General features: G+C 57.9%; 17 protein-coding genes and 2 pseudogenes. 2 read left to right on the top strand and 17 right to left on the bottom strand.

Annotation, left to right across the window (positions count from 1 at the left end; genetic code table 11):
* Positions 1 to 127: 127 nt before the first annotated feature.
* Positions 128 to 907, bottom strand: a complete 780-nt coding sequence (locus ASD12_RS10840; protein ID WP_082525373.1) for an SDR family oxidoreductase — start codon at positions 905 to 907, stop codon at positions 128 to 130.
* Between the two features lie 116 nt (positions 908 to 1023).
* Between ASD12_RS10840 and ASD12_RS10835 the strand changes: the two genes are divergently transcribed.
* Together ASD12_RS10835 and ASD12_RS35260 are read left to right on the top strand one after the other, a co-directional pair.
* The gene (locus ASD12_RS10835) at positions 1024 to 1734 is read left to right on the top strand and encodes a GntR family transcriptional regulator (RefSeq protein WP_162252242.1); all 711 of its coding nucleotides are present in this window, start codon (positions 1024 to 1026) and stop codon (positions 1732 to 1734) included.
* Positions 1735 to 1791: 57 nt separating this feature from the next.
* Positions 1792 to 1920, top strand: a pseudogene (locus ASD12_RS35260) (sugar kinase); the annotation flags it as partial.
* 260 nt (positions 1921 to 2180) lie between these two features.
* On the opposite strand, the gene ASD12_RS10830 reads toward ASD12_RS35260, so the two are convergent.
* The 16 genes and pseudogenes from ASD12_RS10830 to ASD12_RS10760 form a co-directional block, all read right to left on the bottom strand.
* The gene (locus ASD12_RS10830; protein WP_056585233.1) at positions 2181 to 2603 is read right to left on the bottom strand and encodes a nuclear transport factor 2 family protein; all 423 of its coding nucleotides are present in this window, start codon (positions 2601 to 2603) and stop codon (positions 2181 to 2183) included.
* Between the two features lie 322 nt (positions 2604 to 2925).
* Positions 2926 to 3120, bottom strand: a pseudogene (locus ASD12_RS34830) (hypothetical protein); the annotation flags it as partial.
* 42 nt (positions 3121 to 3162) lie between these two features.
* Positions 3163 to 4596: an NAD(P)(+) transhydrogenase (Re/Si-specific) subunit beta gene (locus ASD12_RS10825; protein ID WP_056585231.1), complete on the bottom strand. Its 1434-nt coding sequence runs from the start codon at positions 4594 to 4596 to the stop codon at positions 3163 to 3165.
* 18 nt (positions 4597 to 4614) lie between these two features.
* Complete coding sequence (locus ASD12_RS10820) at positions 4615 to 6189, bottom strand: Re/Si-specific NAD(P)(+) transhydrogenase subunit alpha (RefSeq protein ID WP_056585229.1); 1575 nt, start codon at positions 6187 to 6189, stop codon at positions 4615 to 4617.
* Positions 6190 to 6235: 46 nt separating this feature from the next.
* Positions 6236 to 6865 (bottom strand): 3-oxoacid CoA-transferase subunit B, encoded by a 630-nt coding sequence (locus tag ASD12_RS10815; protein WP_056585227.1) that lies wholly within the window; start codon positions 6863 to 6865, stop codon positions 6236 to 6238.
* On the bottom strand, positions 6865 to 7569 hold the full coding sequence (locus ASD12_RS10810; RefSeq protein ID WP_056585225.1) for a CoA transferase subunit A: 705 nt from the start codon (positions 7567 to 7569) through the stop codon (positions 6865 to 6867). The genes ASD12_RS10815 and ASD12_RS10810 overlap by 1 nt, the downstream gene beginning before the upstream one ends.
* A gap of 203 nt (positions 7570 to 7772) precedes the next feature.
* Positions 7773 to 8687, bottom strand: coding sequence for an alpha/beta fold hydrolase (locus ASD12_RS10805; protein ID WP_056585223.1), 915 nt, complete (start codon positions 8685 to 8687; stop codon positions 7773 to 7775).
* A gap of 350 nt (positions 8688 to 9037) precedes the next feature.
* Positions 9038 to 9730, bottom strand: coding sequence for a TetR/AcrR family transcriptional regulator (locus ASD12_RS10800; RefSeq protein ID WP_056585221.1), 693 nt, complete (start codon positions 9728 to 9730; stop codon positions 9038 to 9040).
* Positions 9731 to 9799: 69 nt separating this feature from the next.
* Complete coding sequence (locus tag ASD12_RS10795) at positions 9800 to 10618, bottom strand: helix-turn-helix transcriptional regulator (RefSeq protein WP_082525370.1); 819 nt, start codon at positions 10616 to 10618, stop codon at positions 9800 to 9802.
* 115 nt (positions 10619 to 10733) lie between these two features.
* Positions 10734 to 11936 carry a cytochrome P450 gene (locus ASD12_RS10790; RefSeq protein ID WP_082525369.1) on the bottom strand — a complete coding sequence of 401 codons (1203 nt, stop codon included), beginning with the start codon at positions 11934 to 11936 and terminating at the stop codon, positions 10734 to 10736.
* A gap of 596 nt (positions 11937 to 12532) precedes the next feature.
* A complete protein-coding gene (locus ASD12_RS10785) occupies positions 12533 to 13579 on the bottom strand; it encodes an ABC transporter permease (protein ID WP_082525368.1) in 1047 nt (348 codons plus the stop codon).
* Positions 13576 to 16113 (bottom strand): ATP-binding cassette domain-containing protein, encoded by a 2538-nt coding sequence (locus ASD12_RS10780; RefSeq protein ID WP_056585217.1) that lies wholly within the window; start codon positions 16111 to 16113, stop codon positions 13576 to 13578. The genes ASD12_RS10785 and ASD12_RS10780 overlap by 4 nt, the downstream gene beginning before the upstream one ends.
* A 70-nt stretch (positions 16114 to 16183) precedes the next feature.
* The gene (locus tag ASD12_RS10775) at positions 16184 to 17302 is read right to left on the bottom strand and encodes a substrate-binding domain-containing protein (RefSeq protein ID WP_244482821.1); all 1119 of its coding nucleotides are present in this window, start codon (positions 17300 to 17302) and stop codon (positions 16184 to 16186) included.
* 109 nt (positions 17303 to 17411) lie between these two features.
* Positions 17412 to 18200: a glucose 1-dehydrogenase gene (locus ASD12_RS10770; RefSeq protein WP_056585213.1), complete on the bottom strand. Its 789-nt coding sequence runs from the start codon at positions 18198 to 18200 to the stop codon at positions 17412 to 17414.
* Positions 18201 to 18287: 87 nt separating this feature from the next.
* A complete protein-coding gene (locus tag ASD12_RS10765; RefSeq protein WP_056585210.1) occupies positions 18288 to 19988 on the bottom strand; it encodes a class I adenylate-forming enzyme family protein in 1701 nt (566 codons plus the stop codon).
* An 11-nt stretch (positions 19989 to 19999) separates the two neighbouring features.
* Positions 20000 to 21034: a 3-keto-5-aminohexanoate cleavage protein gene (locus ASD12_RS10760; protein ID WP_200953693.1), complete on the bottom strand. Its 1035-nt coding sequence runs from the start codon at positions 21032 to 21034 to the stop codon at positions 20000 to 20002.
* Positions 21035 to 21036 lie beyond the last annotated feature (2 nt).

Raw genomic sequence — 21036 nt, 5'->3', positions numbered from 1 at the left:
CCTCGTCCCTAGATCTACAACGTTACTCGTGGCTGCGACGCAGTGGATCGTCGCCCGCTCACCCGCAGAAAGGAGCGCGACACGTCGTGCGTGCTCGAAAGGTCAAGCAGCACGGCCAACCCCTCATTCATTCTTCCCACTCCATGTTGCCGTCGACACCGATCAGCTGTCCGGTGACCCGGCTTCCGCCGGGCGAAGCCAGAAACAGGATCATCGCCGCGATGTCATCCGGCTCCACCATGGTGCGCAGTGAGACATAGCGGAGCACGGACCGCTCATGCTCCTTGGGATCGATGCCGAGCGCCTCTGCCTTGGCTTGAATCACACGGTCCAGTCGCGGGCCGCGGATGGCTCCGGGCAAAATCGCATTGACGCGGATACCGAAGGGCCCGAGCTCGCGGGCAAGGTTGGTCGTGAGCGCGAGCACGGCCCCCTTGGAAACGACGTAGGGCAAGCGGAGCGGCAACCCAACCTTGGCACTGCCCGACGATATGTTGACGATAAGTCCGCTCTGCGCGTCTTTCATTAGAGGGATTGCCGCACGGGCGAAGAGAAAGTGGCTGGTCAGGTTGACGCGAATCGATTGGTTCCACTCATCCAGCGTGACCTTCTCGGCCGGCGCCGTAGGCCCGCTTATGCCAACGTTGTTCACCAATACATCGATGCCGCCGAGCTTTTCTCGGACCACTGCAAAAACCTGCTCCACGCCTTCTTCGTTGCCTGCATCGGATTCCACGCCGACCAGTCTTGGACAGTCCTGTTCCAAGTCGCGGAGTCCTTTGCGATCCAAATCGCAGGCTACGACATGAGCGCCCGCTCTATGGAAGCGTGCGGCGATAACCCGTCCGGCCCCACCACCTGCGGCCGTAACGACCACACGCAACCCATCAAGCCCATCAAATTGCATGGTAATTTCCGTTCCCGTGCCAAACCATTGGCATTACTGCTATATCAGTATTAGATATCGATGGCCCCGCAAATGTCAATCTGCTATTTCAGAAATAGATGACACTGGAGATTGGAATGGATTGGGCAGCTGGAACCAAACGCAGGCGTGGCAAGCCATCCGTGCCGGCACCGCCGCTCTCGCCCATCGATTCGACACTGGCCGATCCGGTGGAACGGCAAGTCTACCGGAGCATTCGAAAAGCGTTGATGAGCGGGCTAATTGCCCCCGGAGCCACGCTGTCCGCCCGCTCGCTCGCGACCGAATTGCTGGTCAGCGCTCAGCCTGTCCGCGACGCGTTGAAACGACTTGAAGCCGATGGTGTGTTACTCGGAAAACCGCAGAGCGGTTTCTTCCTCCACAATCTTACGGTTTCCGAGTACCGCGAGATAGCGCAGATACGAATGCGCCTTGAAGGCCTCGCGGTGCGAAGGGCCATTGAGCACATAGCGCCCGCGAAGATCATCAAGCTTAAGGAGATTAACGAGAGGATCGGGCGGTCCGATAAGCCCCAAGACTATCTTTCCGAGAACTACCGCTTCCATTTCTCAATCTATGAAGAAGCTCGAATGCCTGCGCTTCTCGCCATTATTGAGAACCTTTGGATGCGGGTTGGGCCGGCATGGCATCATCATCCTTACGACTACAATCTAGCCGAGACTCGACGCAAGCATGAGGCAATTATCGACGCATTGGAGCGCCGCGACGCAGACGCGGCGGAGGCTTCGCTGGCCTATGACATTAGTGACGCAACGGAAAAGGTCGTCGTCAAATTGCCGCCGGGATAGGGTCTTGAAGATGTGCTACCTGCGTGACGCTCTGAGACGTTATGCCATGTGGACCCACCGCCGATCACGCCGGACTGGGCCAACGATTCCTGGGCGCGGGGCGCTGCTGCCCTCGCTACCCAGAGGCTTTTCGACTTCGAAGCTCTCTCCGGCGCCACGCGAATGATACCTCTAACTAGGCCGTGAACTCATAAATGTTGGCGTCAGCAAGCAGCAGCAATCCCTGATCGGAGCAGAACGTTCGGTGATCACTGGAGGGGGAGAAACCTCAGCCGAGAAGTTTCTGTTCGCGAATGTTGCTAGCCATCGGGTAAGCCTCGCATCAACAAGGACGTCCCGAACGCCAAACACCGATTGACCCGCCGATCTCGTATTAAGGGCGGCACGATTTTTCGTGCCGCCCTAGGACGTTTGTGCCTTCCGAGGCGCTATCCGGCTCGGTCACATTAGTGGGAACGGTCAAGCAGTACGTCGAGCCGAGACAGGCGCCAAATGCCTTCGTCACAGACGAAATCGGCCTCGCATTTGCCGGCGCTGACGATTGAGCAGCTATCGCCTGTTGTCGAGTTCAGGGCGAGGTAGAACCTTGCAGACGCAGAGGAGTCAGTTTGTTTCGTGAAAAGAAAATTGGTGATGATATGCCTGGGCTGATCCGATTGGCCCTTACGCATCGCGCTCAATACGGACACGATTTCATCGCGTCCACGCATCGGTCCCCAAGCCACGTCGCCAGTCGACCAGACACCCTTGCTGGTAGCGTCCTTAGTGAATGCCTCGCCAATCATCTTGAACCCGGCCTCGTCATAGCCGAAAGCATATCGTGAAACGACCTCCAAGATGAGCTGGCGATCAACGGCATTGTAGGTCATGTAATCTCTCCTCCGGTCTACATTTCAGGATTTGCTGTGAAGTGAGCTTCGGCGGATAACCACGTCTGTGTCTGCCGCCTCGGCAGGAAGGGTCGGGCACAAGCGTTCACTTTTGACGGTCCCCTACGGCCGAGCTGTCACCCGGCGCCGGAGCCAGGCGCTTGGGCGATCGTCTCTCTGTTGTCCGCCTCGAAGCAGTATCAAACCGACGCAGAAGACGCGCATCGACGCGTGTCAAAGTGTGTTTCGAATGAGCCATCTTGAGCTGTGCTGGTGACAACTGTCGCCCATCGCAGAGCAGACCGCGCATCGGCCAGCGGTTCTTTTCCTGCGGAATGCCGGCTTTGATCGCCGCCTGACGCGCCGGGTTGGCCCTCGCCGGCGCGCTCCAGAACCCCTTTGACGGCGGCAGCGCCGATTTCGTGAGGCGGCGTAGTGCCAAAGAGCCGACAGCTGTGCAGGCGGCGCTCGCGATCACGATTGAGCCGGAAGCATGCTGCCAACCCTCGCAGACAATGCTGGCAACCTTGCAAATGTTACTATCGGTTTTATCCTGCCTTCACACCACAATTGGAAGCAAATCGCTTACCGATTTCTTGGCATCGCCATAGTACATGCGTGTGTTTTCCTTGTAGAAAAGGGGGTTTTCAATGCCAGAGTAACCAGTTCCTTGGCCGCGCTTCGACACGAAGACTTGCTTGGCCTTCCATACTTCAAGAACCGGCATGCCGGCAATTGGGGAGTTGGGGTCTTCCTGGGCAGCTGGGTTCACGATGTCGTTCGAGCCGATGACGATGACGACATCCGTTTCGTGAAAGTCGTCGTTGATCTCGTCCATCTCGAGCACGATGTCGTAGGGCACCTTGGCTTCAGCGAGAAGTACGTTCATGTGGCCTGGAAGGCGACCGGCGACCGGATGGATGGCGAAGCGCACGTTCTTGCCGGCGGCGCGCAGCTTGCGGGTAAGTTCGGAGACCGCCTGTTGCGCCTGGGCCACGGCCATTCCGTAGCCCGGAACGATGACCACGCTGTCGGCTTCGTTGAGAGCGGCTGCCACGCCTTCCGCATCGATTGCGATCTGCTCGCCGATGATCTCCATCTGCGGCCCTGTAGTGGCGCCGAAACCACCGAGGATGACCGAGACGAAGGAGCGGTTCATTGCCTTGCACATAATGTAAGAGAGGATCGCACCCGACGAGCCGACCAGGGCGCCGATGACGATCAGAAGATCGTTGCCGAGCGTAAAACCAATCGCGGCTGCCGCCCAGCCCGAATAGGAATTGAGCATCGACACAACCACCGGCATATCGGCACCGCCGATGCCCATGATCAGATGGTAACCGATAAAGAAGGCAAGAGCGGTCATTAGGATCAGCGTCCAGGCGCCTTCGCCATTCACGTACATGACAAGCAGGATCAATGAGAAGATCGCCGAACCGGCGTTGAGGAAATGACCACCCGGGAGCTTCTTCGCCTTGCCGTCGACCTTGCCGGCAAGCTTGCCGAAGGCGACGATCGAGCCGGTGAAGGTGACCGCGCCGATGAAGACGCCGAGAAAGACCTCGACGTTCATGATCGCCAGCTCGACCGGCGTCTTGTGGGCGAGGATGCCGGCAAAGCCTGACAGTGCGTCCTTGCCGGTCCCATCGAGCATAGCCACACCGGCAGCCTCGATATGAGCGTTGAAACCTATGAAAACTGCGGCAAGGCCGACGAAGGAATGCAGCGCCGCAACAAGCTGCGGCATCTCGGTCATTTGCACCCGGCTTGCCACAAAGGTGCCGAGCACGGCACCGCCGGCGATCATCAAAAGAATGATGAACCAGTTGCCGATACCAGGGCCCAACACGGTGCCGATCACCGCGAGCGCCATTCCGACGATGCCATACCAGACGGCGCGTTTGGAGCTTTCCTGGCCGGATAGTCCGCCAAGCGATAGGATGAAAAGAACTGCGGCTGCGATATAGGCGGCCGATACGATGCCGATTATCATTTTGAGTGCCCTACCCGCTCAGGACTTCTGGAACATGGCGAGCATGCGTCGGGTCACCAGGAAGCCGCCGACGATGTTGACAGTGGCGATCAGAACCGAAAGGGCCGCCAGCGTCACCACCAGCCAGTTGCCGGAACCAATCTGCAAGAGCGCACCTAAGATGACGATGCCGGAAACGGCGTTGGTCACCGACATCAGCGGCGTGTGCAGTGAATGCGAGACGTTCCAGATCACCTGGAAGCCCACAAAGCACGCCAGCATGAAGACGACGAAATGGCTCATGAAGCTTGCCGGCGCATAGACGCCGACTAACAGAAGAAGAGCGGTGCCGCCGGCTAACAGGATCCCCTGGTTCTTGGTCTGTGCCTTGAAGGCGGCAATTTCCTGCGCCCGCTTTTCCTCTGGCGTCAGTTCCTTCGCCTTTTCCTTGGGCTTCTGGGCGGCGATTGCCTTCACCTTTGGTGGCGGTGGCGGATAGGTGATCTCGCCCTGATAGGTGACGGTCGCGCCACGGATGACGTCGTCTTCCATATTGTGGACGATCACCCCATCCTTGGCGGGTGTCAGGTCCGTCAACATGTGGCGGACGTTGGTGGCATAGAGCGTCGAGGCCTGCGCTGCCATACGGCTGGGGAAATCCGTGTAGCCAACGACGATCACGCCGTTGTCGGAGACGACCCTCTGGTCGGCGATGGTGAGGTCACAATTGCCACCGCGCTCGGCGGCGAGATCAATAATCACCGAACCGGGCTTCATGGCTGCGACCATGTCGGCCAGCCACAGTTTTGGCGCGTCGCGACCGGGGATCAGCGCGGTGGTGATGACGATGTCGATCTGGGGCGCCAGTTCGCGGAACTTCTCAAGCTGCTTCTCCCGGAATTCCGGCGACGAAGGCGCGGCATAGCCGCCGGTCGCCGCCCCATCCTGGCTCTGGTCGGCAAAGTCGAGATAAACGAACTCGGCGCCCATCGACTCGATCTGTTCGGCCACTTCCGGCCGCACGTCAAACGCGTAGGTGATTGCGCCAAGCGAGGTCGCCGTACCGATCGCTGCAAGGCCAGCAACGCCGGCACCGATCACGAGCACTCTGGCCGGCGGCACCTTGCCGGCCGCAGTCACCTGGCCGGTAAAGAACCGCCCGAAATTGTTGCCCGCTTCGATGACCGCACGATAGCCGACGATATTGGCCATGGAGGATAGGGCGTCCATCTTTTGTGCGCGGGAAATGCGCGGCACCATGTCTATCGCGATGACATTGGCGCCCCTGTCTCTTGCCTGTTCCAGAGACTCCTTGTTTTGCGCCGGGTAGAAGAACGAGATCAGCGTCTGGCCGGCAGCTAGCCGGCCGATCTCACCCAATTCCGGCGGGCGGACCTTGGCGATAACGTCAGACAAGGCCCACAGGGCTTCGGACGTCGGCACAATTTCGACCCCGGCACTGCGATAGACGTCGTCGGAAAACCCCGCGCCTAGACCAGCACCGGTTTCCACAAAGCAATGATAGCCGAGCTTCTGCAATTGCAGCGCCGAGTCCGGCGTCAAAGCCGCACGCTTTTCCCCCGGGAAAATCTCTTTTGGCACCCCTATCTTCATGTTCGCTTTCCATTCAAATTCGTGGACTGCGTTGCCTGTGGGATCACTAGTCGACGATGGCTGCCTCCGTCGCACTGCGAAACTGCTCCTTGGAAACACCTTCAGCGAGTTCGACGATCTTCAATCCGCCAGGCACAACATCAAGGACGCCAAGGTTCGTTATGACCCTGTCGACGACTGCCTTGCCGGTCAAAGGAAGCGTACACCGTTTCAGAACCTTCGATTCCCCAGCCTTGTTCGTGTGGTCCATCACGACGACCACGCGACCCACCCCCGCAACAAGGTCCATTGCTCCGCCCATGCCCTTGACGAGCTTGCCTGGGATCATCCAGTTGGCAAGGTCACCTTCTTCGCTGACCTCCATGGCGCCGAGAATTGCCATGTTGATTTTGCCACCGCGGATCATCGCGAAGCTGGTAGCGGAATCGAAATATGCCGAATTGGGAAGCTCTGTGATTGTCTGCTTTCCCGCATTGATAAGGTCGGCATCCTCCTCACCAGCAAACGGGAAGGGTCCCATTCCAAGCATTCCGTTCTCAGACTGAAGAGTGACGGAAACGCCGGGAGGAATATGATTTGAAACAAGAGTCGGTATGCCAATCCCAAGATTGACATACCATCCGTCCTGAGCCTCGCGGGCGGCGATAGCTGCCATCTGGTTGCGATCCCACGACATCAGGCTGTCTCCTTGGCTCTTACGGTTCGTTGTTCAATCCGCTTCTGATGAGTTCCCGTAATCAGCCGGTGAACGTAGATCCCAGGCAGATGGATACCATCGGCAGGGATCGCGCCAACGGGGACGATTTCCTCGACCTCGACGACGCAAACCTTTCCGCATGTCGCAGCGGGAACGTTGAAGTTGCGCGCGGTCTTCCGGAATATCAGGTTTCCGGATTCATCGGCCTTCCACGCCTTTACGATTGAAAGATCTGCGTTGATGGCCCGTTCAAGGATGTATGTGCGGCCATCGAAATCCTGATGCTCTTTGCCTTCGGCTACGACCGTGCCTACGCCGGTGGCCGTGAAAAACGCGGGAATTCCGGCCCCACCCGCTCGCATTCGCTCCGCAAGCGTTCCCTGCGGATTGAATTCCAGTTCCAGCTCTCCAGACAGGTATTGGCGCATAAACTCGGCGTTTTCACCCACATAGGATGAGCTCATTTTCTTGATCTGGCGCGATTGCAGCAGGAGACCCAAGCCGAAATCATCGACACCGGCGTTGTTTGAAGCGACCCTTAGATTCTTGACGCCGCTCTCGCGGAGCGCGTCGATCAGCAATTCCGGGATGCCACACAATCCGAACCCACCGGCCGCGATCATCATGCCATCAAAAAGCAGACCATCGAGCGCGGCTGTAGCGTCCGAGTAGACCTTGCTCATCCTGTTCCCCTCCATAAGTCACGCGACGAAGCCTTCGGCGCGGCAGGGTCGGCGGCCTGCGCCATGAGATCCTGGCACAGCCCGAAGCAGAGACCCTTCCGGCTTCCTTCTTGATGGTCTTTCGCGCCCGCTCTGGTGATACACTCACCGGAGCGGGCGCCTTGAGTGTCGTACGCTCGACGCCCCGTTTTGCAGAGTCTCGTTCAGAGGTTCGCGAGGGTCTCCTTGAGCCACTGTGCCGAGGCTCTACCGATCTTCTCGAGGTGGTCCGGCTTTGTGTAGAGGCTCATGTGATCGACCCCACCTACTGACACGAACGACTTGTTCGGATTGGGGATGGCGTTGAACATCTCGATTTCGAGGTCTGCGGACGTGATGTTGTCGCCCTTTGCGATCGCCACCAAAATTGGCGTTTCATAGATCCGTTCGGCATAGGGCTTTGCCTGGTAGCGCAGCAACCATTCCACGGATTCGATCGTGTTCCAGTGTTCGTGCAGCGGGGCGGACTCTTCCTTGATCGCCATGAAGCCGGAATAGATATGGGGGAACGGCCAGGAGGTGAGCTCTTTGCTCGGATCCTCTTTCGGCGATTGCGCGATCTTGCCGCTGGGCTTGCCTTGGTATCGGTTCTTGCGATCTTCCGCCACGACCTCGAGCAGCTCCGCAAAGCGCGTTTCGCCGTGGCAGCGGCGAAGCGTAAGATAGCCGTCGATCACGGGCACCGCGGAAATGACGAAAGCGAGGCGCGGTTCGATCGCAGCCGTGATGATCGCGTGACCTCCCGCATAGGAAATACCCATCAGACCGATGCGGTTGTGATCGACGCCCTCGAGGGTTTCTGCGAATGAGATCGCGTTCCTGATATCCTCGATCTGCTCCCAAGGGTTGAGATCTTGGCGAATGTCGCCTTCGCTTTCGCCGAAGTTCCGATAGTCAAATGCCAGGGTCGCGCACCCGATGTCGACAAATTTCTTCGCATAGTTGGGAAGGACGATCTCCTTTGTATAGCACCAGCCGCCAGCCATAACCACGAGCGGAACATTGCTCTTGCCTGCTGGTCGTGTAAGCACCCCTTTCAGAGTGTAGCCACCGCTTTTGAATTCGACTTTCTGTTCCAAGTTGGATCCTCCGCTGGGCCATATCTCGCCGACGCAATCCGTCCGGCGCGTCGCTGAAGACGTGACCATAGCGGCGCGGTGTCTCCCCTGCCCTTTCCTTCAAGCCAACTTTTACGCAGGAAAGGCCATTCTTTGCCGCCACTCATCATCGCGAAGAGAATGACAGCTGGGTTCGCCTCGTCTTGTCACAAGGATCATCAAACCATTGAATTTGTGATATCATCTGGCCCTAGTTGGCCGGCCTGGGATCTAGGCACTATCGCTAGGGCGACGCCCATTTTGGTCGCACGAACGACACTTTCGATGATAGAAACCCGGTCGCCTTGGGAGGGATCGGCCCCGAGTGTCCTTCAGGCGTCCACCTTTGCCGTGCGCAACGCTTGCGGCCGTTGGGTCGCCTCCGAAGTCAGTACGCCACGAGAGAACGCAACAGCTTTCGTAAGTGTCGCGGTCTGGACTTTCGGATCAGTGGACCAATCGCACCAGATGACCGCGCAATCCAACAGAGACATGACTGCACGGGCTTTTTCCATCGAGTTGGAGAACCCAAGCGCTTCAGCGACCGCGGCATAAAGTCGAATGAACAGATTAAGCCGCTCATGCATATCATGGCGGAGGGGCGGCGGCAGGAATTTGCCAACGCGGTCCGACGCAACAATCATGTCCCATAAGCTGTTGTTGGGGTTTATCAATTGTTGTTTGCAGTGGTTTCGGACCAGAGCGTCCCACAATTCATCATGATTTCGGGCAGTCTGGACTGTCGCAAGGACGGACTCGGCATAGTCTCGAGACTGCCAGCGAAGGCAATATTCGGTGATCTCTTCCCGGCCGTTCGGAAAATGGGAATAGATGCTCGGGGCCTTGATCTTAAGTTCAGCGCCGATCGACCGCATCGTGACCGCTGCATAGCCGCGAGCTGCTGCGAGCCGCATGAAAACGTTGAGAATTCCAAGCCTCTTGCTGCCAACATCCGAGAAATCAAAAGTCGAGACGCTGGCTCGAAGCTCCTCAAGTATCGCCTCGATCTTGTCCGAAAATGCCACAATTCGCTCCTTCAACAAGAAAGACGTTTACACTCGACGGTCCCGGTCCACAACATTTGTTCCTCCATGCTAACAGGCAGGAATAGCCATCATATCGCTCCGGGGAGTCGGAGAATTCGCGACATATCCGCTCGGCGTCACTCCCGTCACGCGTCTGAACATTGCTGAAAACGCGGCGGGCGTCTCGTATCCCAAATCACATGCAACGATGGTGACTGGCTCGCCTTGGTCGAGCCGGGTTGAAGCGGCTGCGACACGGACCTGCTGTCTCCATGCCAGGAACGACAGGCCGAACTCGGACTGAAAACGCCGAGCCAGGGTCCGTTTCGATGCGCCAACCAGATCCGCCCATTCGTCCAGGCTTCTATGGCAGCCCGGATCTTCCAGAAGTGCTGTACATACCTTGCTCAGCCTGCGATCCTGGCATTGCGGCAATGCAAGCTCGAGCGGAATCGCTCGCTCGCTCTCGCGCAGAAGAGCGCCCATTTCGTCGACAATGAGCGATAATATTTGGTTCTTGAGCCCGTAGCTGTCGTGATTGTTCGGCGAGTCGACACTCCGCAGTACGAGCTCGCGCAAGAGGCTGCTTACGGAGACCAGGATCGGAGCAGACGGAAATGTGTGAGGAATAGCGTCGGGCGACAGATATACCGTCCTCAGCTCGACGGTACCGCGAGCGCGCATTTGGTGGACAACGCCGGGAGGCATCCAGACCCCGCGCTGCGGCGGGACGAGCCAGAGTTTGTTTCCGACGATCACCTCCATAACGCCTGCGATAGCGTAGATGAGCTGGCCGCGCCGATGAGAATGAGGCTCGACGAATTGCGCGTTCCGATAGCTCACTTCGCGCGTAACGATATACTTTACGGCGTCAATACAATGCGGCATTTGAGCTCCTCCCTTTTGTAGACCTCGACCGCTACTGCTCACCAGAAGCACGGTCAGATTCTCTCGAGCTCCTCTCCCATGGAGCCCGAAACCTTGGCGGGGTTTGCCACCAAGACTAGTGTGCCGCGTGGGATACTTTGGCTGGCAAGGCCACATACGCTCGAGAGCGGTCAGTCACGTCGTATGTTGGCTCACCTGCAAGCTCGATCCGTTCCACACGATCGCTGATAACCCGGAAGATTGTATCCGCCCCGGCGCGGCTAATGACTTGGCCGGCACACGCATGAGGGCCAATTCCGAAGCTGAGGTTCTGAGCGGCCTCGGGAGGCCTCGAAGGATCGAGCTTGTCGGGTTCGGGGAATACTTCAGGATCGCGGTTGGCGGCATCGAGAAGAAAACGAACCCGTTCACCCGCCTTGATGTGCGTACCGCGGATCTCAACATCCTCGGTCGGATAGCGCACGAAGGAAAGTTCCGGCGGATTGAGCCGCAGAATTTCGTTCTGTATTCCCGCGCGGGACTCAGGTTGTTTGCGATAGAGCTCGTAAATTTCGGGGTGCCGGGCAAAATACTCGATGCCCGCGCCAACAAAGAACGAGGGGTTATGCCCTCCAGAACCCCAAAAGAGCGAGATGGTCTGAATGACTTCGTCCTCTGTCATTTCTCCGCTTTTCTCGGCCTCGAGAAGAGCGTCGGCCAGGCCGTCGCCAGGATTCTGGCGCTTATAGGCCACCAGCTCAACGGAGCGAGACCGCAGATACTTAAAGGCTTCGGCCGCTCGCTGATCATCTTCCTTGTCGGCTATGGCGCTGAGAGCGGCCATGGCTTTCAGCATGGCAGCGTGTACCGGCTCAACATTGTCGGTCTGCAATTGCAGCGCGCTGCACATCGCCGCATGTGTTGGGATAACGCCAAGTTCGAGGTTCGCTTCGAACACGGCACCAGGCTGCAGGCGATCCAGGGCCTCGTTTACCGCACTTTCCGCTGCCTTGACCCACTCCTGAACAAGCTTTGGGGTAAACCAGCGATTGGTCCGGCGCCGCAGCGCAGTGTGTGCGGGTGGGTCGAACCCAAGAACGGTCTTCGAGAGGGCCGCCCACGGACCTTTCGGAACCCATTCAGGGTCGACGATACTCATGATTGGCAATTTGCCGAACTTCATAATGTCGTCGTAGCGAGAGACGACATAGGTGCCATCGGCCATCTTGTAGACGGGGTGTTCAACTCGAACCCGAGCATACCAAGGGTACGGATTCTTCCGATAGTTTGCATCCCCCCAAGGAAGATATTCATCTTGAGCTATTGCCGCAGCTTCCATCGATACGATCCCTTACGCGTGATTGGGATGTCAAATGCTGATAGGGTCCCTCGCCGTATTAATCGGCGAAGTCGCCGCCGGTTTAGCAGCAGCGACGATCAGTCGAGCAAAAGTGAAAACGTTGCGCTGGCTGCATCCCAGCCGTCTGCCGCACACTCGCGCTCCCTCGCCGACAGCGGTCCACGACGACCCCCCGGGCAATCGCGCACTTGCCGCTGCACGGCCTTGAGTGCGATCCTGTCCGACGTTCCGGACAATTGTCTGGTTTCGAGTCCCGAGCCGTAGCGCTGCGGTCGAGGCTTTGCGCCAATAAGAACTCGACGGCGAAACTCGAACAAGAGCGCCACCTATTTCTCGGAAATCGCGCGGCCCCGAGATGCTTGGTTGGATCGCATGCATACTTCGTATTCCCCTTGGTTTTTTGTACGAAGTAACGGAATGACCCATACTAACGTTTGTTAGCTAAAAGTCAAGCGAGCTTTGCAATTCTGTCACACAAAGCGTCGACAGAGCGCAGCTGGCAAACGATCAAGTGTTTGAAAGTCAATAAAAAAAGCCGTTCTGTCGTACAATTCGATTTGCCGGCGGAATTAGGCCTACTTGCCTTGGTGAGGCGACCTCAGCTCTGAAAGGTACATACCTGTCCCAATGGCGACCCCCTGGATTACCAGTTGCCACGAGGTCGGCAGCCCGACCATTTTGAGCGACTGGTCGAGCTGGATCAAAAAGATCGATGCAACGGCAACTGACAGCATATTTCCAACGCCGCCACTCATTGCAACGCCGCCCAACACCGCCGCAGCGATCGGACTCATAAAATAGGGCGCGCCAACGTCTAGGGTGGGGTTTCTAATAAAGCCGGCGAGCAACATTGCGGCAATGCCATACATCATGCTCGCAGTCACATATGCTCCAGCCTGATAGATCCGGACCCGCATGCCGATGACATGGGCAGCTTCCGGATTTGTCCCCACAGCCTCAAACCGGCGACCCGCCACAGTTTTTGTCAGAAAGAGCCCCGCCAGGCACGTCACTAAAAAGGCAATCGCGACAGACGTCGGAATCCCGAGCAGCCGGCCGTTTCCGAACTCGGCAAGGCTCGGCGGGACAGGTGACTCTGCTCCCACGCTTTGGCGGTACCATATCGTAACGCCGGTCACGATTGCGCCTACCGCCAAGGTGACGATCAAGGCGTTCAATCTGAGAAACGCAATCAAGACCCCATTTACCGCCCCGACCAGAACCGCCGCCAGGATCGCGGCACCAACCGCGCTGAAAAGGTAGGCGTCGTTCCCAGCCGAGAACCCGATCAAAATGGCGCATGAAAGGGACATGATCGCAGGAACGGAGAGATCTATTCCGCGAGCCATGATCACGATCGCTTGCCCGATCGCCGTGATTGCCAAGAATGCAGCGAACGGCGAAACTGCCAGCAGTGTTGATCTTTGAAGGCTCCTCGGAAGAAAGACGGCATCAATGAGGACCAGAGTCCCAAGCGCGATCCAAATGGCCAGGAAGCGGATTTCCACCTTGGCGACTCGCGAGAAACGGGGCTTCAAGGTTGTGAGTATCTCTTGGGTCCCGGACGGCGTGGATTGGGGTTCTGAAACGAGATTGGGGTAGCTTTTTGAACGTTCGGTCATGATGCCGCGCCTTCCGCTTCTCGTCTTGACCTTGTGAAGAACCGAACCAAGCGGTCGAAGCCGGCGACGCCTGAGTAAAGTACGATCGCGACAAGGGTCATTGTCCCCGACGCTATGACCCCAAAGGCGGAGTTCAGTCCGAGTACCGAAATCACGTTCGACATCAAAGTGAAGAAGAATGCCCCCAACAGGGCACCGGAGAACGAGCCGCGTCCACCTGTCAAAGCAGCTCCACCAAGAACCGCGGCCGCTATGCTGGCCAGCGCGTAATTCTGGCCGACGGACGGATGTCCCACGCCAACTTGCGCGCCGAGAAACATACCTGCAATCGCTGCACCCACGCCGGCCAGGATATAAGCGCGAAGATGAATCCAGGTGACGGGCGCACCGCTTCTACGTGCAGCTTCTTCTCTGAAGCCAGTAGCCTTGACGAGCAGTCCTGATCGAGTGTGATGCAGCCAGTAATCGCCGACTAGCGCAGCAATGACGACGAATATCGTTGCCGCAGGTAGAACACCGATACAGGTGCGCAAAAGCGAAGTGACGCGTCCATCGATAATTCCGGCTGGTGTCGGTCGACCAACAAGTGCGAATCCCTGCAAGATGCTCAATGTGGCGATGGTCGTAATGACCGGGTTGATCCGGCCGAACCGCACAAGGGCACCATTTGCAAGCCCAGTCCCAACTCCAAGAAGGAGGCAAGCGGCGGTTCCTCCCGCAATCATCAGAGGGCTCGCTCCTGATACGACAAGAAACGACATCGCAACGACAACGGTGCTCATGAGGGAGCCGACGGAAACATCGATACCTTTTATGAGAAGCGTATGAAGCTGCGCCATTGCGACGATCGCCACTGGAGTGAGGGCAAGCAGCAGATGACGGAAGTTGATGGGTTTGAGGAAGACGCTGCTGTTCGTCGTAGCATAGGCAGCAACGATCGCGACGAGTCCAAGCAGAAAGAGTAGTGGAACCCACCAACTTGCGCTCCCGCCTGTTAGCTGCTGGAGGAAGGTGGCGGTTGCCGTTGCAGCGTCAGCGTTTGTCGTTTGCCTGTCATCGCGAGCCGTGAGGAAACCACCAACGATGTTCTCTTCCGTAATCGCGTCGCCTACAAGTTCATGGACAATTCGGCCGCGCGAAAACACGAGGACTCGGTCGCATATGCCTGCAAGTTCCTGAGCGTCCGAGGAATTGACGATGCACGTACCATCGCTTTGGATGTTCTCTCGGATGGCCTTGTAGATTTCGAAGCGAGCACCCGCATCGACGCCCTGTGTCGGTTCATCGATCAGAAACGCCTTTGCACCCGATCTGAAGCTGCGGGCCAGAACGGCTTTTTGCTGATTGCCGCCCGAAAGCTGGATCACCGGGACGGACAAATCGGCAGCAGCGACCCCGAAGTCGCGTTTCATTGCTGCAGCTGTCGCCTGTTCCTTCTTACGCGACAGCAGACCCAGAGTGGTCAGCTTGCCGAGAAGAGGGAAGATCATATTCTTGCCAACGCTTAGCTCGGGGAAAATAGCTTCTCCCTTGCGGTCGGAGCTCAGAAACAGCAAGCCGCTTTCGAATGCAGATCTGGGCGACGCGGTCGAGACTTGCTGGCCGGCGCATTCAACGGTCCCATGCGCCTCTTCAAGCCCGACAAGGGCACGCAGGACTTCACGTTGACCGTTCCCCTCGGCACCTGCGAAACCAAGGATTTCTCCTCTTCGGGACGAAAAAGAGATGTCTTGGAAGGCTTTGCCGGAGAGCTTTTTTACAACAAGCACCGGGTGCTCGTCGATGATGGTCGCCTTCGCGGCATACTCAACATCGATATCCCGGCCGACCATCAATGTAATGAGGTCGTGCTCAGAAAGGCTCTTGGTTACAGCGAAGGTGCCTTGGTGCATGCCATCGCGCAAGACAGTGACGCGGTCGGCGAGCGCCAGAATTTCAGGCAGGCGGTGGCTCACATAAATGATGCCGGTCCCACGCGCGGTGAGGTCGCGGATGATGCTGGCGAGTTTGCGCACGCCATCTGCATCGAGTGTGGAGGTTGGCTCATCGAGCAGGAGCGCCTTTGGCTCAGACTGCAAGGCCTTCACGATTTCCACGAACTGCCGCTGAGCAGGCGAGAGATCCGCGATCAGGGCGTCCGGAGCGATATTCACGCCGTAGGCCGCAAGCCGTTCGGCGGCCCATACGTTCATATCGTCGAACCGCACAGAACCCGGTCTACTCGCCATGAACAGGTTTTGAGCCACGGTTAACTCTAGAACGAGCGAATCGTCCTGGTAAACCGTCGAAAGGCCAAGTGCTGATGCTGTCCGAGGATCGACACTCGCTGAGCGCTGTCCGGCAATTTCGACAACACCGCTGTCGGGTCTGACGACGCCGCTTGCGATCTTCATCAGGGTACTTTTCCCCGAACCATTCTCTCCGATGATTGCGTGGACTTCTCCCGGCAAGCAATCAATGCTTACCTGATCCAGTGCCCGAACACCGGGGTATGTTTTGGACACGCCCTCGAGTTTTAAGACAGGCATGCTCATTGGGGCTCCGACGTTTTCAATGCGGTCGTGCCGGCTAGCGCCGCGGCGCCAGCCGGCTCTGGGAGGAGCACTAGTTCGGGAACATCGCCTTCAATGTCTTCGCATTGACGAGCGTTGAGACCGGTGTTTCCAGCGGGAGGTTTTTGTCGCAGAGACCCTTCTTCACGGCTTTCATGGAGAAGGGCACCTTGATCCAAGGCGATACCGTTTCACCAGCCTGAGCCATCATCGCAGCCGATACCGCGAAGCGCGCTGTGACCGTCGTGCCGGAAGCCGAATAGTAGATACGAAATTTGGGGTTGTTGGCCGCTTCCCAATCGCAGAACAGACCCTGCTCGTCGGTGCGCAACGCCGCGACAGTGTCTACCTCCTTGCCGGCTGCTTGATATGCACGCATTGCGGCCCTGAATCCGTCCGCGTACTCGTAGATCCAGCCATCAAAGTCACCGTATTGCGCCAGAGCCGCCGACACAGCTGTGAACGTGCCTTCTTGCGTCCAGTTCGTATCGAGTTTTGCGAGGATCTTGATGGACGATGCATCGGCCTGCTCTTGCGCGCACTTCTGCCAAGTTGCGCTGAGCGAATTGCCGGGCGTGCCGCCAAGTGCGACCAAAGCTTTGGCGCTTGGCTTGTCAGCGACGACAGCCTTCACCATGTCCTGCCCGAGAGCGCACAGATCCTCGTGCACGGTGCTGACGTAGTCCTCGCCCGCGGTGCCGACCTCTTGGCCGTTGTTCAGCACGACGGTGATGCCCGCTTCTTTTGCTTCGCGAACGGTCGCGAGAAGTGCTGGACCGGCATCAGCGTATAGAACGATGATGTTCACGCCCTGGGCGATATTTGCATTGAGATCTGCGATCGCTTTCGAGACATCGCCCCGAGCCGACGAGTACTGGATCTTGCCGATTTCCGGATAGGCAAGCGCCTGCTGGATGAACTCCATCTTGGTGACGCGGCGCCAGACATTTTCTCCGAAACCGTCGGCGTACGCGATCGTCAGTTTTCCGCCCGTGCCGGTTTCACAAACGTCGTTCTTCCAACACTCAAGCGCTTTCGCCTCCAGTTCCGGCGTAAGTGGCTTCGCGGCGATCTCAATCGCCTTCGCGATGGCAGGGTCGACGTCGGTTGTGCCAAGACGGCTTTTCAGAATTTCCTCTGCCGTTTCGGCAAAGGCAAGGTTTGCACTCAAGCAAAAAGCTCCAGCGACAATGGCTGTGGTCATTGTGGACCGAAATAGGTTCATAGACGCCTCCCGTTAGTGTTGGCTCACCTCCCCGGATGAGACAAGCGTTGAAGTTTCAGATCAGGACCATGCCGCCATCGACCATGATGGTCTGGCCGGTGATATAGTCCGAGGCATCGGATGCGAGGAACGTCGTCGTGCCGACGATATCCTTTGGAACTGACACACGGCCCAAGAGAATGTTTGCCGAAAATTCCGTGATCAACTGCTCCGGCTTGGAGGTGATCCCGTGTTGCAGAGCTTCGTCGTCAAGCTGCTTCCACAGCTCCGTGGCAACGACACCCGGGCTGAAGCAGTTGACCGTGATACGGTGCTTTGCGAAGGAACGCGCAGCGGATTGTGTCAGCGAAACCACTGCAAACTTCGATGCGCAGTAATGGGCGTAGTCTGGCCACCCCTGCTTTCCTGCGATCGAGCTCGTGTTGATGATCTTGCCGCCATGACCCTGGTTGATCATCTGCCGGACGGCCTCCTGGGTGCCGATCAGCACACCGAGGCCGTTGATCTTCATGATGCGGTTGAAGTCATCTTCGGTGACTTCCATGAATGGGCAAGTTTGGCTGATGCCGGCGTTATTGAAGAGAACGTCGAGGCGGCCGAACTTTTCCACGACCTTTGCGATCATCGCCTTGATTTGTTGACGGTCGGAAACGTCTACCGCGACCGACATTGCCTCGCCACCGGCCTGCTTGATCTGCTCGGCAACCGTCGCAGCATTCTCGGCATTGACATCCGCAATGGCTACACGGGCTCCGTTGCGCGCCAGATCGCCAGCGATGGCGGTACCAAGGCCACGGCCTGCTCCTGTGACGATAACGACCTTATCTTTTACTGATCCTGACACGAAAGGACTCCTCCATTTTTCAATGATGCTATTGAAGCAACAGCTGTCGCTGCTGCGCGGAATTTGTGTGTTTCGGAAGGGCACGATCTATGAAGCATGGAGCTGCTTGGCGAGCTCCCTTACATCGGCTTTCTGAACCTTTCCGTTTTGGTTCCTTGGGACCGGTTCGTCTCCAACAAGCCAAAAATCTGGAACCTTGTAGTCAGCAATGTTGGCCCGAAGGTAAGCGCGCAACGTCTCGCCATTCAGCTCCGCAGTTCGACGTTTGACAAAGGCAAATGTCCTTTCACCCAGGACCGGGTCGGGGACGCCGACCACCGCGCATTCCTCGATATCGGGATGTTCCATCAGCGAGTTTTCCACTTCCGCGCTGAAGACCTTGAAACCGCCGCGATTGATCATGTCCTTGAGCCGATCGTGGACGTAAATCAGGCCGCAGATGTCCCGCTTTCCGATGTCGCCACTCTTCCAGAACCCATTGTTGAACGACTGGCGGGTTGCCTCCTCGTTGTTCCAGTAACCAGGGCTGACGTTTGGTCCCCTGATCCAGAGTTCTCCGGATTCCCCGTCAGGAACCGGCTTTCCATTGGGGTCCACGATGAGGATCTCGTCGCACTCCAGGGAGAAGCCGACGCTGGTCGGAGCTGATGACGTCAGCTCGGGCGGGATGATCGTGCATACGGCGCAGGTTTCTGTGGCCCCGTACGCATTGATCATCCGGAGCCCAGGCGTGATCTGGCTGAACCGCTCAATAACAGCGGGCGGCATTATCGCACCGCCATAGATCCCGTATTTCCATGCCGACAGATCGTAGTCCTGGATATTCGGCGCCATTGCCAACAACTGGTACATCGAAGGCACCAGGACGGCATAGGTAACTTGTTCGCGAACCATGAGTTCAAGGACAGGGGCGACTTTAAATTCTCGCGCCATGACAAGCGTGCCACCGGAGGCCAAGGTTACCGACGCTAGAGGACCAAAACCTGCAATGTGGGTTGCGGGTACGGCCAACAGACTCCTCTGCGGGCGGTCGATAGCGAGTGCGTAAAGGTAATGAAGGCAGGTGTGCACGAAATTAGTGTGCGTAAGGCAAGCCCCCTTTGGCTTACCCGTGGTTCCGGACGTAAAGACGATCATCATGAGACCTTCTTTGTCCAGAACAGGAAGAGCGACCGGCGAGGCCTGAGCCAAAGTGGCGAACGTGTCCGCCGCACCTGGGTCGCCGTCAACTACGAAAACCCGTTGAAGGCTACTCCCCGAAGCCGGAAACTTCTCCAACCATTGCGACCCGGTAACGGCAAGAACCGGTGTCGCGTCGCCAACAATGTAGCTGACGTCCGAAGGGCCAAGCCGCGTTCCGAGTGGGACGGCAATCCCTCCGGCCCTCACCGCAGCCAGGATCGCGACGAGGTATTCGAGCCGGTTGTCGAGCATGATGGCGATACGGTCGCCCTTCTTGAGCCCTGCGTTGATCAGACCGAATGCGGTTTTTTCCACCACGCTGTCGAGTTCCCGATAGGAAACTCGACGATCTCCGCAAACCACAGCCTCCTGGTTGGGAAAACGCAGGGTGGTCGCGCGAAACATTTCGTCATATGTTTTTGGGCGAGCGGCGTAACGGACATGAAGACGCTCGGGCTCTGTGATCGTCTTGTTGATTTCAGCATCGACATTCCACCGACCGCCGCGGAATGCGCCCAAGGGCGCACCCCAGCTATCTCGGTACGCGGTCCGGTCGAATGCCCCCTGTGCGGGGACACCGTCTCCTTCGTTGTTCTTGTCCTTCATGGCACTTCGCCTCACTCGGCTGCAGCGGAGGTGCTGGCTCTTGCAGAAATTCCGCACATCTGACGGAACTCCTCGGCAGTCATAAGTTCGCGACCAAGGCTTTCGACCATCGTTCGTGTGATGCGGAACGCATCGACGTTGCGCTCGATCAGGTCGTCACGATGCGGCCACTTCCACACGGTGTCTTCCATACCGACGCGAACGTGGAGACCCATCAGCAATGCGAGGTTTGCGAGGTGAAGGCTTGCCCGGCCGCCGGCGCAGACGATGATGTTTGCCCCCGGATCAACTTGCCGGATGAGCCCAACCTGGCGAACCAGACCGTCGATCATGCTCTGCGGCGAGTACATTGGCGTGCAACCCGGAAGACCGGCAAGCAGCAACCAGGTCAAAGGGCCCTTCACCAGACCGCTGTCGATGAGGAGCCGGCGCGCGTTATCGACGTCGCCGTCGGTGTAGACGGCGAGCTGTGGGACCAGCCCGGCCTCGAGGACCATGCGCGTCTTTTCGATAATGGCGTGCGGCGGCTTTACGAAGAGGTTATCGCCGAGGATCAACGCCGTGGTGTTCACGGGAACAGCGTTCACGAGCATTCGGTCGATGACCTCCTGCATGGCCTTGCATTCAGTGTCGTTGACGGCCACAAGGCAAGCGTCGAGCGCGATGCCCGGGTGATCGGACTTCAGACGCCCAAGGACATCGGCGAAACGGTCGACATCAAGGACGTTGTGGCCACCGTCATCGCGAACGTGAATGTGTATGATCTGGGCGCCTTCAGCGATGCAGTCCTTCGCGGACCGAATGATCTCCTCGGGCGTCTGCGCTTGGTTTGGGTTCTCGGCCTTGGTGAAAAACGCGCCGTTGATCGCAACAGAAACGGCAGCTTTCGGGGGCGCATCCCACCGCGGCATTTGTGGTGCGCCTGAGATCAGACTATCGCCGGCCGACATAATGGTCGGTGCCGCATACGGTCTCCAATAGGTCCGTATGCCCTCCTTGGCGACTTTGTTGCGGACGCGTTCCCAATTGATCGTGTTGCTGCTCATGG

It is taken from the genome of Mesorhizobium sp. Root102 (assembly GCF_001425625.1).
GTDB lineage: Bacteria > Pseudomonadota > Alphaproteobacteria > Rhizobiales > Rhizobiaceae > Mesorhizobium.
This window is presented reverse-complemented; position numbering and strand designations above follow the sequence as displayed.